This window comes from Microbaculum marinisediminis (genome assembly GCF_025397915.1).
Lineage (GTDB): Bacteria > Pseudomonadota > Alphaproteobacteria > Rhizobiales > Tepidamorphaceae > Microbaculum > Microbaculum marinisediminis.
In genome coordinates, this window is the sequence record NZ_JALIDZ010000001.1 from 225,693 (window position 1) to 238,182 (window position 12,490).

Below are 12,490 nucleotides of genomic sequence, written 5' to 3' on the forward strand. Positions count from 1 at the left end.
CCATTATAGGAGCCCGAGTACTTCGAGGCCCCGCGCCCGGCCACCCGGTTCTTGCAACCGGCGCGACCGCAAGGCATTTCGATGGAGATACGCGATGCCACACAAGGCGAAGCACGGCAGGACCGATCCGAAGACGGACAAGAACGCGCCCAAGTCCCGGGAGAAGCGCAAGGAAAATCGCGAGCTCGACCGCGAGCTCGACGACTCCTTCCCCGCGAGCGACCCGCCGTCGATCACCCAGCCGGTGCCGGATCACGAGGACTGAGCGCCGGAGATTGCCGGCCCGTGATTGCAGGCCGGCGCACCGGGTATTATCAAGGCACCGTGCCATTCAGAGGGCGTGTGCCATGGACTTCGAGCCGAGCGAAGAACACCGTCTGATCCGCGACACAGCGCGGCGTATCGCGGCGGACCGCCTGGCCCCGCTTGCGGGGACGCTGGACGATGGCGGCGGGCGGGCGCCGTTCCTGGAAAACCTGAAGGTTCTCGCCGAGAGCGGCTTCATGGGGCTGAACGTTTCCGGTCATTACGGCGGCAGCGAAGCCGGATCGGTCGGCTTCGCGCTGGCGCTCGAGGAGATCGCGCGCGGCTGCGCCTCCACGGCGGTGACGACATCGGTCACCAACATGGTCGCCGAGATCGTCGAGGTGTGCGGCACCGAGGAGCACCGCGCGGCCTACCTGCCGAAAATCTGCGACGGCACCTATCCGGCCGCCGGCTTCTGTCTGACCGAGGCCGGCGCCGGTTCCGATCCCGCCGGCATGCGGACGTCCGCGCGGATCGACGGCAACGAATGGGTGCTGAACGGCTCCAAGCTCTACATCACGTCAGCCGAGTATGCCGGGCTGTTCGTGGTCTGGGCGGTGACGGACCCCGACGCGCCGAAGGGCAAGGGAATCACCTGCTTCCTGGTCGAGGCGGATGCCGAGGGACTGATCGTCGGCCCGGCGGAAAAGAAGATGGGCCAGACCGGCTCGGCCACCAATCCCGTCACTTTCGAGAACTGCCGGATCCCCGCTTCGGCCGTACTTGGCGACGTGAACGGCGGGTTCCGCATCGCCGTCGGCGAGCTCGCCGGGGGTCGCATCGGCATTGCCGCGACCGCGCTGGGAATCGCGCGCGGCGCCATGGACCTCGCCATTCGCTATGTGCAGGAGCGCGAGCAGTTCGGCCGCAAGATCGCCGACAACCAGGGCATCCAATGGATGATCGCCGACCGGGAGACCGAACTGGAGGCCGCCCGTCTGCTGATCCTGCGGGCAGCGACCTTGAAGGCGGCCGGCGAACCCTACGCCCGGGAAGCCTCGATGGCCAAGCTCTATGCCAGCGAGGCGGCGCAGCGGGCGACCTACACAGCGCTGCAACTGCACGGCGGAGCCGGCTATATCCGGGAAACGGGGCTGGAGCGGCTTGCCCGCGATGCGCGCATCACCACGATCTACGAGGGCACCTCGGAGATCCAGCGGCTGATCATCGCCCGCGAAACCCTGCGCTCGGCCTGACGCCTACTCCTTCTTCGCCAGATAGACCGTCTGCGTGAACGGCTCGTCCTGCAGCGGATTGTCGAAGGTCACCTCCTCGGCGCGGGCATCATCGAAGACCTGCCGCAACCGCGCGGTGAAGCTCTCGTCCGGGCGGTCGTTCGACCACAGGCCGAAGACACCGCCGGACCGCAAATGGGCGGCAAAGCGCGCAAGTCCCGCTTCGCCGTAGAACGCGGCGTTGTCCGGATCGAGCAGGAAATCCGGCGAATGATCGATGTCCAGCAGGACAGCGTCGAATACCCGGCCGGAGGTTTCGGGATCGAAGCCGTCCGCGGACGCAGCAAGCGCGAAGAAATCACCGTGCACGAAGCGGCAGCGCGGATCCGCGGTCAGGTCCCGTCCCAGCGGGACCAGTCCCTCCTCGTGCCAGTCGATCACCGCCTGCAGCGCATCGACGACGACGAGCGAAGACACCCGCTCATCCTCCAGCACGGCCTTCGCGGTGTAGCCCAGCCCGAGGCCGCCGACGACGACGTCGAGCCCTTTTCCCGCGCGGTCCGTGTCCACTTCGGCAAGACCGAGCTTCGCCAGCGCGATCTCGGATGCCGTGAATTGGCTCGACATCAGGTACTCGTCGCCGAGCTTGATCTCGATGACGTCGACGCCGAGCCGCAGGTCCCGCCGCCGCCTCAGGCTGAGCGCGCCGATCGGGGTCGGGCGAAAGTCCAATTCCTCGAAGAATGCGCTCAAGTTCCTACTTTCGCTCCCCGGTCGCCCCCCGGTCGACATCGCAAACACGGATTATATGCCAACCAGTCGATACGACGGCGCTGACCTTTCATAAAGCGGCGATCCCAACATTTCGTGCAAGTCCCCCCCCCCCCCCGCATGCATGATCGTAGGGGCAGGCATGACACCATTCGTTCATGCCGTTGACCACGATCAAGGTTCCGGCGCACTCTCACACGCAAGATGCCGACGGGCTGGGGCTGAAAACTCTGGAGGCGTTTCGATGGTTCGCAAACTGGTGACCTGGATTCTCGTGGCGGACGGAGCGCATGCCCGCATTTTCGTCAATGACGGCGTGGGCAAGGGCGTGAGCGAGATTGGAGACCGCGCATTCCTCGGCGACCGGCTGCGCGATCGCGACATCCAGGCCGACAAACCGGGACGCGCCTTCGATAGCCATGGACAGGGCCGCCACGCGATGGAACCGCGGACCGACCCCCAGCAGCATCAGGAGCGCGAATTCCTGAGAGGCGTCGTCGAATGGGTCGCGGCCAAGCCGCAGGAAGAGCAGTTCGACCGGCTCGTGCTGATCGCCGCGCCGCAGGCACTCGGCGATCTGCGCGATCTCCTGCCCAAAGGGCTCTCCGCAAAGGTCACGGCGGAAATCCCGCGGAACCTGGTGAGATCAAGCGAAAAGGACGTCGAAAGCCATTTGGCCGACGTGTTGGCGGTCTAGCCTAAACCGGCACTATTCCTTAACGGTATTGGGCCTTAACAGAACGGTCGTCCGAGGCATGGGCGAAGAAGGGAAAACGGAGCAACCTCATGGCATTCAAGGATATTCTGGTGCACCTCGATTCCGAGGCGGGCAGCGGCGCGGGCGGGCGCAGGCAGGCCTTCGCGATATCGCTGGCAGCGGCTCATAACGCGCACCTGACCGGCCTCATCTTCGCCCTGGAGCCGACGATCCCGCCGATGATAATGGGCGAGGTGCCCGGCTCGTTGCTCGAATCCCAGCGCACCCGCGCCATAGAGGCCGCACAAGAAGCCGCCGACGCGTTCACCGAAGCGGCAAACCGCGCCGGCATCCAGTCGGAAGTACGCGTCGTCAACTGCACGGAAGCAGCGGCAGGCCCCACGCTTGCCATGCACGGGCACACGTCGGACCTGATCCTTGTCGGCCAGCCGGAGCCCGACGACGTCCTGGCGATCCGCGAACTGTTGGTCGAGGCGGCCCTGTTCGAGTCGGGCCGCGCCACCCTGGTCGTGCCCTATATCGGACCGGGCGAGGCGAAACTCGACCGCGTCATGGTCGCCTGGGACGGCCGCCGGCAGGCGAGCCGCGCCGCCAACGAGGCCATGCCGATCCTGAGGGCGGCGGAATCCGTCTCGGTCGTCATCGTCGGCGACAACGTACCGTCGGCCCATGGCGGCGAGCCGGGCGCCGATCTGGCGCTGCATCTCGCCCGGCACGGGCTGAGCGTCGACGTCAAACGGGTCGGCAGCGCCGGCATCGACGTCGGCAACGCGCTCCTGTCGCATGCCGCGGATTCCGAAGCCGACCTGCTCGTCATGGGTGGCTATGGCCATTCCCGTTTCCGCCAGTTCATGTTCGGAGGCACGACGAACTCGATCCTCGACAGCATGACGATCCCGGTGCTCATGGCGCACTGACCCCACGGTCGTTTCGGGCGGCTGCGACATGTGGCCGCCCTGTCATGGCCCCGTCGCTGCGGGTGCGATAGAAATAGGGATCTTTTCGCACCCGCAAAAACACATGGTGCCGCTATGACCGTCCGAAATCTCGAAGCCGCCTTTTCGCCGAAATCGATCGCGCTGGTCGGCGCGAGCCCGCGCGAAGAATCTGTGGCACACGTCGTCCTGCGCAACATGCGGGATGCGGGCTTCGCGGGGCCGGTCTACCTGGTCAACCCGAAATACACCGAAATCGAAGGCCAGCCCTGCTACCCCGGCGCCGCCGCGCTTCCCGGGCCTGTCGATCTCGCCATCATCGCCACGCCGCCGCAAACGGTGCCGGGCCTCGTCGCGGAGTTCGGCGCCCACGGCGCCCGCGCCGTCGTCGTGATCACCGCGGGTTTCGGAAACGGTCCCGGTTCGCTGCGCCAGCAGACGCTCGACGCCGCCCGGCCGCACACGCTGCGGGTCTTCGGTCCCAACACCGTCGGCCTGCTCGTGCCCGGCATCGGGCTGAACGGCAGCTTCGCGCACGCATCGCCCCTGAAGGGCGACCTGGCGCTTCTGTCGCAGTCGGGGGCGGTGATCGTCACCATGATCGACTGGGCGAACGACCGCGGCATTGGGTTCTCCTCGATGGTGTCGCTCGGCGACATGGCCGACGTCGATTTCGGCGACCTGCTCGACTGGTTCGCGGCCGACGTGCACACCCGCGCGATCCTGCTCTATGTCGAGGGCATCACCAATCCGAAGAAGTTCATGTCGGCGGCGCGCGCAGCGGCGCGGGTCAAACCCGTCGTCGTGGTGAAATCCGGCCGCCATGCCGAAGCCGCCAAGGCGGCGGCCTCGCATACCGGGGCGCTCGCCGGCGTCGACGCGGTCTATGACGCCGCCTTCCGCCGCGCCGGATTGCTCCGGGTCTTCGACCTCGACGAGCTGTTCGACTCCGTCGAAACGCTGAGCCGCGTCAAGCCGTTCCACGGCCGGCGGCTGTCGGTCTTGACCAATGGCGGCGGCCTGGGCGTGCTCGCCGTCGACCGGCTGGTCGACTTCGACGGGTCGCTGGCCCCGCTGTCGGAGCAGACCTTCCTCCGGCTCGACCAGAACCTGCCGCCGACCTGGTCGAAGAGCAATCCGGTCGACATCATCGGCGATGCCCCGCCGGAACGGTATTCGGCGGCGCTGGAAGCGCTGCTCGACGACGAGACCACGGACGCGGTGCTGGTGATGAACTGCCCGACCGCGCTGTCCTCGAGCGACGCGGCGGCCGCAAGCGTCGCCGAGACGGTCCGCAGTCACGAGAGCAAGGTCTGGCCGCGCAAGCCGGTCTTCGCCGCCTGGCTCGGCGGCGCGAAGGCGGCGGACGCGCGCAAGGTGTTCGATCCGGTCGCGGTTCCGGTGTTCTCGACGCCGACCGCGGCGGTGCGCGGCGTCAGCCATCTGGTCCGCTACTCGGAGGCGCAGGACATGCTGATGCAGACGCCGCCGAGCCTGCCGGCGGATTTCACGCCGGACGTCGAGACCGCCCGCGCCGTCGTCGCCGACGGCCTTGCCGCCGGCAAGACCTGGCTCGACCGGCCCGAGATCGCGAAGATGCTGACCGCCTACGGCATTACCGCCGTCGCGCCGGAAACGGCGGAAACGGCCGCGGGCGCACGCGAGATCGCCGCGCGGCTGCTGCCGGAGTTCGGGGCCTGCGCGGTGAAGATCAATTCGCCCGACATCCAGCACAAGAGCGACATCGGCGGCGTGCGCCTCAATATCGAGACGCCGCACGCCGCAGAGGAGGCGGCCCAGGAGGTCATCGCCGCAGCGCGCGCCGCGGTGCCGGACGCCAGGATTCTCGGCGTGACCGTGGAACCGATGATCCGACGGCCGGGAGCCCGCGAGCTGATCCTCGGTCTCGCCGACGACAAGCTGTTCGGTCCGGTGGTGCTGTTCGGACAGGGCGGCACCGCGGTCGAGGTGATCCGCGACAAGGCGCTGGCGCTGCCGCCGCTCGACCTGACGCTCGCCCACGACCTGATCGGGCGCACCCGCATATCGCGCCTGCTGAAAGCCTTCCGCAACGAGCCGGCCGCCGACATCGACGAGGTCGCGCTGACGCTCGTCAAGATCGCCCAGATGGCTGCAGACATCCCGGAGATCCGCGAGCTCGACCTCAATCCGCTGCTCGCCGACAAGGATGGCGTCGTGGCCGTGGACGCGCGCATCCGCATCGAAGTGGAAACCGGAACCGACCGGCACGGCCTCAACCCGCGCTTCGCCATCCGCCCCTACCCCAAGGAATGGGAGCGCGAACTCACCCTCAACGACGGCACGTCGGTGCTCGCCCGCCCCGTGCGTCCGGAGGACGAGGCGCTCTACAACGCCTTCTTCGCCAAGGTGGACAAGGAAGACCTGCGGCTGCGCTTCTTCACGCCGAAGCCCGACCTGTCGCACCGCTTCCTCGCCAGGCTGACGCAGATCGACTACGCCCGCGCCATGGCCTTCGTGGCGCTCGATCCGGACACAGGCGAACTCCTGGGCGTCGTCCGCATCCATGCCGATCCGGACCACGAAAAGGCCGAATACGCGATCCTGGTGCGCTCCGACCTGAAGGGACGGGGCCTGGGCTGGGCGCTGATGCAGCTCATCATCGACTATGCCCGCGAAGACGGGCTCAAGACGATCCACGGCGACGTGCTGGTCGGCAACCGGTCGATGCTGTCGATGTGTCGCCAGCTCGGCTTCGCCGAGGTCCTGACGGCCGCCGATCCCGACCTGGTCACGGTGACGCTGTCGCTCGACTGACCCCCCAGGGCGGACCGCTTGATTATGCCCGCCGCATGGGAGACCCTGACGGTTCCGATCGGACGGGGATGACGCGATGGCGCGGCCGGAAGTGCAGGCTTGGCAGTTCTGGGCGCTGCTGTCGGCGGCGTTCGCGGCGCTGACGGCGATCTTCGCCAAGGTCGGCGTCGCCAACGTCAATTCCGACTTCGCGACCCTGTTCCGCACCGCGGTCATCCTGCCGACGCTTGCCGTCCTCGTCCTCGCGACCGGCCAGATCCCGTCGCTCGCATCGGTCTCCGGACGGACCTACCTGTTCCTGACGCTGTCGGCGCTGGCGACCGGCGCGTCGTGGCTGTGCTACTTCCGCGCCCTGCAACTCGGCGACGCGGCGCAGGTCGCCCCGGTCGACAAGCTGAGCGTCGTGCTGGTCGCGGTGTTCGGCGTCGTCTTCCTCGGCGAAAGGCTGACCGGGCGGGGCTGGCTCGGCATCGCCTTCGTCACGCTCGGCGTGCTACTGATCGCCTGGAAGCGCTGACGACCCGACCGGGGACCACATTTCATGCTCGATACGACGACCCTGGTCATCGCCATCGCGCTCGCCTATCTCGGCGGCGGCATCATCAAGGGTGTCATCGGCGTCGGGCTGCCCACCATCTCGATCGGCGTCTTGAGCCTGTTCATCGCGCCGGGGCAGGCGGCGGCCTACATGGTGATCCCGGCCTATGTCACGAATATCTGGCAGGCCTGGCACGGCCCCTATCTCCGGGCCCTGCTGAAGCGGTTCTGGTCGCTCTACCTGGCCCTGTTCGCGGGGTCGTGGATCACCGCCGGTATCCTCGCCAACGAGAGTTCCGGGCTCGCCGCCGGCATCCTCGGCATCCTGCTGTCGATCTACGCGGTATTCGGCCTGACCAATCCCAGGATCCATATCTCGAAACGGGCGGAAACCTGGCTGTCGCCGCTGGTGGGCCTGACCATGGGCATGGTCGTCGGCGCGACCGGCATCTTCACCATGCCCTCGATGCCCTACATGCAGGCCCTCGATCTCGACCGCGACGAATTCGTCCAGTCGATCGGACTCCTGTTCACCTTCGCCACGGTCACCCTGACCAGCATCCTGCTCGTGCATGGCCTGCTGCCTACGCTGACGCTCGGAATGTCGGCCATGGCCGTCGTCCCCGCGATCATCGGCATGGTCCTCGGCCGGAAGCTGAGAGGCCGGATAGATCCGCCGCTGTTCAAGCGGATCTTTCTCGTCGGCATGCTGTTGATCGGCCTCAACCTGGCAGCCCGTTCGTTCCTGTACTGAAGCCGCGCCGGCCCGAAAAAGCGCCGGGCAGCCATAGGTAGCGCGGAGCCGGTAGTCCCGGCCTGCCGGGGCAGCATTTAGGGGAATTGCCGTCGCCGCCCGAACGCGCAATCATTTTGCCGCTTCAGCAACGGGAGGCGGCACTGGATCCGTTCGACCAGCCCATCGATACCGCACTTGCTTGGTACAGTCAGGTCGCACAGCTCGTCGCGCGGCCATCGACGCTGTTCCAGGCCGGTCTGATCGCCGCCGCGTTCGTTCTGGCCTTCCTGGGCGGGCGCCTGCTGGAGCCGCGACTGGAAGACAGGCTTCGGCAGGTGCGCGAACGACGCGGGCTTCTGCGGTTCCTGGCCATCCTGCTGCGGCGGCTGACGTGGCTGCTGTTCCCGGTGTTTCTCTGGATCGAATTCGCGGTGCTGCGGGTCGTCACATGGCCGAGCCGCAGCTATCTGATCGGTCTCGTCGCGACGCTGGCCACCGCCTGGATCGTGATCGCCGTCGCCGGACGGACGATCCGCAACCGCTTCCTGGCGCGGGTGACAACGGCGTTCGGACTGGCGCTGGCGACGATCCTGATCCTGGGGCTGTTCGACGAGACGACGACGTTCCTCGACTCGGTCGGCATCTCCATCGGCGACCTCAGGCTGACGCTGCTGTCGCTGGTCAAGGCGGCGATGCTGCTCGGGATCTTCCTGTGGGCGGCCAAACTCGCGGCCGGTCAGGCAGAGCGATGGATCGAAAGCAACGAGGACCTGACGCCTTCGTTGCAGGTTCTGCTGTCGAAGTTCGTGCGGATCATGCTCGTCACGGTCGCGCTGCTCGCGGTGCTCGGCTCGATCGGCATAGACCTGACCGCGCTCACCGTGTTCTCCGGCGCGGTCGGCGTCGGCATCGGCTTCGGCCTGCAGAAGGTCGTGTCGAACTTCGTCAGCGGCATCATCATCCTGATGGACAAGTCGATAAAGCCCGGCGACGTCATTTCGCTCGGCGAGACGTTCGGCTGGATCCGTCTGCTCAGGGGCCGCTATGTCTCGGTCGTTACCCGCGACGGGCGCGAGTACCTGATCCCCAACGACGATTTCATAACCGGTCAGGTGGTGAACTGGTCGTTCACCGACCGGCTGGTTCGGCTCGACGTACCCTTCGGCGTCAGCTACGGCAGCGATCCGCATGTCGTGCGCCGGATCGCGGTCGACGCCTGCAAGAATGTCGATCGCGTCTCGGTCGATCCGCTTCCGGTCTGCCACCTGACCGCGTTCGGGGACTCGTCCCTCGATTTCCTGCTGCGGTTCTGGATCGCCGATCCGGAGAAGGGGCTAACCAATATCCGTGGCGCGGTGATGCTCGCCCTGTGGGACGCCTTCCACGAGAACGGCATCAAGTTTCCCTTCCCGCACCGCCATCTCATCGTGGAGAATCCGGTTCCCGTGGAGATCCGCGAGGCAAAGAAGCCCGCGCAAAGGGGCGGGCGAAAGCGGGCGGAGCCCTAGCCTATCCCGCCAGCGCCTTTTCGCGAATTTCAGAAATCGTCGTCGTCGGCAGGATCGCCTCCGGGTCGACCTTCAGGTGGATCAACGCGGGCTTGCCCGAGGCCACCGCCCGCTCGAAGGCGGGCGCGAAGGCCGCGGTCTCCTCGACGGTTTCGCCGTGCCCCCCATAGGCGCGGGCCAGCGCGGCGAAATCCGGGTTGTCGAGCGGGGTGGCGATGACGCGGCCGGGATATTCCCGCTCCTGATGCATGCGTATGGTGCCGTACATGCCGTTGTCGACGACGATGACGAGGATCGGCAGCGCGTACTGGACGGCGGTGGCGAACTCCTGCCCGTTCATCAGGAAGCAGCCGTCGCCGGCAAACGCCAGAACCATCCTGTCCGGCTCTAGCCGCTTGGCCGCGACGGCGGCCGGCACGCCGTATCCCATCGAGCCCGACGTCGGGGCGAGTTGGGTGCCGAACCCGCGGTAGCGCAGGTAGCGGTGCAGCCAGGTCGCGTAGTTGCCGGCCCCGTTGCAGATGACGGCATCGGCGGGCAGCCTGTCGCGCAGCCAGGCGACGATGGCGCCATAGTCGCAGGCGCCCGGCAGCGGCGGCGGGGTGCCGCTCCAGGCGTGATAGGCGGCATTGGCCGCACGCGTCTCATCAGACCACGGACGGCGCGCCGGGGCGGGAAGCGCCGCGGCGGCGGCGGCGAACGACGCCACATCGGCGTGGATGCCGAGCGCCGGCGCGTAGACGCGGCCCAGCTCCTCGGCGCTGGCGTGGACGTGAACCAGCGTCTGCGCCGGCGTCGGTATGTCGATCAGCGTGTAGGAGGAGGACGGCATCTCGCTCATCCGTCCGCCGACGAGAAGCAGGACATCGGCCTCGCGCACGCGTTTGGCGAGCGCCGGATTGGGGCCGATGCCGACGTCGCCGGCATAGTTCGGGTGGGTGGAGTCGAACAGCATCTGGCGGCGGAACTGGCAGCCGACCGGAAGGTCGAATGTCTCGGCGAACGCACGGATGTCGTTCAGCGCCTGCGGGGTCCAGCGCGTGCCGCCGAGCACCATCATCGGCTTCTCGGCAGTGGCGAGCAGACCGGCGAGCCTGTCCATCGCGGAGGGGGCCGGCGCCGTCGGGATCGCCTCGGCATAGGGCGTGGCCGGCGCGATCGCGTCTCCCGCCAGCATGTCCTCAGGCAGGGCCAGCACGACGGGACCGGGACGGCCGTTCATCGCCGTCATGAAGGACCGGTGAACGAACTCGGGGATGCGCGCGGCGTCATCGATCTCGGCCGCCCACTTGGTCATGGAGCCGAACACGGCGGCGTAGTCGACCTCCTGGAAGGCCTCGCGGTGGCGCATGTCGCGGCCGACCTGGCCAATGAAGACGATCAGCGGGTTGGAATCCTGGCCGGCGATATGGATGGCGGGCGACACGTTGGTGGCACCGGGGCCGCGCGTGACGAAGCAAATGCCCGGGCGCCCGGTCAGGCGCGAATAGGCATCGGCCATCATCCCGGCTCCGCCTTCCTGGCGGCAGATGGTGATCTCGACATCGGTGTCGTAGAAGGCGTCGAGCGCGGCCAGGTAGCTTTCACCGGGGACGCAGAAAACGTGATCGACGCCCTGGGCGACAAGCGCGTCGACGAGGATCTGTCCACCGGTGCGGGCCGGCATGTTGGTAGCGTCCATTCGGCATCCCTCCAGAAGGCCGGCACATCTTAGCGGGTGCCACCGGCGGCGCCAGCCTCTGTCCCGCTGCGTTTCAGTACAACGGGTCGGCACAACGGGGCGGCATAGCGTGCCCGAAAAGTGAAGAAGCCCCCTCGCCTGCGCGGCGACGGGGCTTCGTCAACTCCGGACGAACCGCTACTTGGCGGTCTTGATCGCGATTTTCCTGGTCTTCTTCTTCGACTCGGCCGACTTGGGCAGGCTGATCTTGAGCACGCCTTTCTCGACCCGGGCCTCGACCTTGTTCGGGTCGACCTCGTAGGGCAGCGTGAACGAGCGCTGGAATGCGCCGTAGGAGCGCTCGGAGACCATACGGCCTTCCTCGCCTTCCTTGCGCTCGGACTTCTTCTCGCCCCTGATGGTGAGCAGGTTGTCGACGAGCGTCACCTCGACGTCCTTCTCGTCGACGCCGGGCACTTCGGCCGTTACCTCGAGGCCCTTGTCGGTCTCGTGAACGTCGATATTGGGCATCAGAAACCGCCCGGTCAGGGCACCGACGCTCGGCCAGGTCTTGGTAAAATCGTCGAAGACCTTCTCCACCTCGCGGTGCAGGGCGCCGAACGGGTCGTCCTTGTCACGACCCCAGAGTGCTGGAAGACGCATGATCAGACCTCCTTTCCCAAGGTGTCCGCCGCGTCTTCCGGCCCTCTGCCGGCTTCTTATGCGCGCGGCGGATCGTTCCGAACGAAGCTAAGAAGCCAATTCCGCTGTTTTGAGGGCATACCTCCTGCGACCTCAGTCCCGATGGCTCAGGCGGGCTCGACCGAAACCACCTGAAAGGTGTGCATGTCGCCGTCCTCGTCGCGGATCGACACGTACTCGCCAACGCGGAACGCGTGGCTGGCGAAGCGGTACCCGGCCTCGTCGTCATCGTCGGTGGTGTCGTCGTAGTCGAAGACCCAACGGGCATACTCAGCGCCACCGGGCTTGTGGACAAGCTTGCCGATCTCGTCCTGTTCGCCCGCCCAGAAGCGGCGGACGATGCAGCGATCCCGCGCCTTGCGCCAGACCTCGGCGTCGATATGGCCGTCCGAATCAAGGGGCGCGACGAATTCGTAGCCGTGATGGTCGCTGCCGTTCGGGTGATCGTGGCTGCGCGCGAGGTTGAGCCGGATGCGCTTGAGATGCAGCGAAGAGTTCGTCATTCGGTACCACTCCTTGAACCATTTCGTCCGGCGATAGCCTGCCCGCCCCTCGAGAGCAAGCGTCACGGCGATCATATCCGGGCAGCATACCATCGCCTATCTTGTCCGCGAAAAGCCATCTCGCGGCGTTGACAAAGCTCAAC

Annotated in this window: 12 protein-coding genes; 8 read left to right on the top strand and 4 right to left on the bottom strand. The window is 66.9% G+C overall.

From position 1 onward, the window contains the following. Positions 1-94: 94 nt before the first annotated feature. Together MUB46_RS01120 and MUB46_RS01125 are read left to right on the top strand one after the other, a co-directional pair. Positions 95-265: a hypothetical protein gene (locus tag MUB46_RS01120; RefSeq protein ID WP_261614018.1), complete on the top strand. Its 171-nt coding sequence runs from the start codon at positions 95-97 to the stop codon at positions 263-265. Between the two features lie 82 nt (positions 266-347). Continuing rightward, entirely contained in the window at positions 348-1,502 is a 1,155-nt protein-coding gene (locus MUB46_RS01125; RefSeq protein WP_261614019.1) for an acyl-CoA dehydrogenase family protein, read from the top strand. Positions 1,503-1,505: 3 nt separating this feature from the next. On the opposite strand, the gene MUB46_RS01130 is transcribed toward MUB46_RS01125, so the two are convergent. Beyond that, on the bottom strand, positions 1,506-2,234 hold the full coding sequence (locus tag MUB46_RS01130) for a spermidine synthase family protein (protein ID WP_261614020.1): 729 nt from the start codon (positions 2,232-2,234) through the stop codon (positions 1,506-1,508). A gap of 160 nt (positions 2,235-2,394) precedes the next feature. On the opposite strand from MUB46_RS01130, the gene MUB46_RS01135 reads away from it, so the two are divergent. The 6 genes from MUB46_RS01135 to MUB46_RS01160 all read left to right on the top strand — a co-directional run bounded on the left by MUB46_RS01135 (position 2,395) and on the right by MUB46_RS01160 (position 9,482). After that, positions 2,395-2,949, top strand: coding sequence for a baeRF12 domain-containing protein (locus tag MUB46_RS01135; protein WP_261614021.1), 555 nt, complete (start codon positions 2,395-2,397; stop codon positions 2,947-2,949). A gap of 89 nt (positions 2,950-3,038) precedes the next feature. After that, on the top strand, positions 3,039-3,887 hold the full coding sequence (locus MUB46_RS01140; protein ID WP_261614022.1) for a universal stress protein: 849 nt from the start codon (positions 3,039-3,041) through the stop codon (positions 3,885-3,887). 114 nt (positions 3,888-4,001) lie between these two features. Continuing rightward, the gene (locus MUB46_RS01145; RefSeq protein ID WP_261614023.1) at positions 4,002-6,701 is read left to right on the top strand and encodes a bifunctional acetate--CoA ligase family protein/GNAT family N-acetyltransferase; all 2,700 of its coding nucleotides are present in this window, start codon (positions 4,002-4,004) and stop codon (positions 6,699-6,701) included. Between the two features lie 76 nt (positions 6,702-6,777). Further along, entirely contained in the window at positions 6,778-7,218 is a 441-nt protein-coding gene (locus MUB46_RS01150) for an EamA family transporter (protein WP_261614024.1), read from the top strand. Between the two features lie 24 nt (positions 7,219-7,242). Then, complete coding sequence (locus MUB46_RS01155) at positions 7,243-7,992, top strand: sulfite exporter TauE/SafE family protein (protein ID WP_261614025.1); 750 nt, start codon at positions 7,243-7,245, stop codon at positions 7,990-7,992. 116 nt (positions 7,993-8,108) lie between these two features. Beyond that, positions 8,109-9,482 (top strand): mechanosensitive ion channel family protein, encoded by a 1,374-nt coding sequence (locus MUB46_RS01160; RefSeq protein WP_261614026.1) that lies wholly within the window; start codon positions 8,109-8,111, stop codon positions 9,480-9,482. A gap of 1 nt (position 9,483) precedes the next feature. On the opposite strand, the gene MUB46_RS01165 is transcribed toward MUB46_RS01160, so the two are convergent. The 3 genes from MUB46_RS01165 to MUB46_RS01175 all read right to left on the bottom strand — a co-directional run bounded on the left by MUB46_RS01165 (position 9,484) and on the right by MUB46_RS01175 (position 12,347). Further along, positions 9,484-11,163, bottom strand: a complete 1,680-nt coding sequence (locus tag MUB46_RS01165) for a thiamine pyrophosphate-binding protein (protein WP_261614027.1) — start codon at positions 11,161-11,163, stop codon at positions 9,484-9,486. A 177-nt stretch (positions 11,164-11,340) separates the two neighbouring features. Further along, positions 11,341-11,805: an Hsp20/alpha crystallin family protein gene (locus MUB46_RS01170; RefSeq protein WP_261614028.1), complete on the bottom strand. Its 465-nt coding sequence runs from the start codon at positions 11,803-11,805 to the stop codon at positions 11,341-11,343. 146 nt (positions 11,806-11,951) lie between these two features. After that, positions 11,952-12,347, bottom strand: coding sequence for a hypothetical protein (locus tag MUB46_RS01175; RefSeq protein ID WP_261614029.1), 396 nt, complete (start codon positions 12,345-12,347; stop codon positions 11,952-11,954). Positions 12,348-12,490: the final 143 nt, after the last annotated feature.

Excerpts from the sequence above, each read along its gene's own strand:
- MUB46_RS01120 (WP_261614018.1), top strand. The coding sequence starts at position 95 with ATGCCACACAAGGCGAAGCACGGCAGGACCGATCCGAAGACGGACAAG.
- MUB46_RS01125 (WP_261614019.1), top strand. The coding sequence starts at position 348 with ATGGACTTCGAGCCGAGCGAAGAACACCGTCTGATCCGCGACACAGCG.
- MUB46_RS01135 (WP_261614021.1), top strand. The coding sequence starts at position 2,395 with ATGACACCATTCGTTCATGCCGTTGACCACGATCAAGGTTCCGGCGCA.
- MUB46_RS01140 (WP_261614022.1), top strand. The coding sequence starts at position 3,039 with ATGGCATTCAAGGATATTCTGGTGCACCTCGATTCCGAGGCGGGCAGC.
- MUB46_RS01145 (WP_261614023.1), top strand. The coding sequence starts at position 4,002 with ATGACCGTCCGAAATCTCGAAGCCGCCTTTTCGCCGAAATCGATCGCG.
- MUB46_RS01150 (WP_261614024.1), top strand. The coding sequence starts at position 6,778 with ATGGCGCGGCCGGAAGTGCAGGCTTGGCAGTTCTGGGCGCTGCTGTCG.
- MUB46_RS01155 (WP_261614025.1), top strand. The coding sequence starts at position 7,243 with ATGCTCGATACGACGACCCTGGTCATCGCCATCGCGCTCGCCTATCTC.
- MUB46_RS01165 (WP_261614027.1), bottom strand. The coding sequence starts at position 11,163 with ATGGACGCTACCAACATGCCGGCCCGCACCGGTGGACAGATCCTCGTC.
- MUB46_RS01170 (WP_261614028.1), bottom strand. The coding sequence starts at position 11,805 with ATGCGTCTTCCAGCACTCTGGGGTCGTGACAAGGACGACCCGTTCGGC.
- MUB46_RS01175 (WP_261614029.1), bottom strand. The coding sequence starts at position 12,347 with ATGACGAACTCTTCGCTGCATCTCAAGCGCATCCGGCTCAACCTCGCG.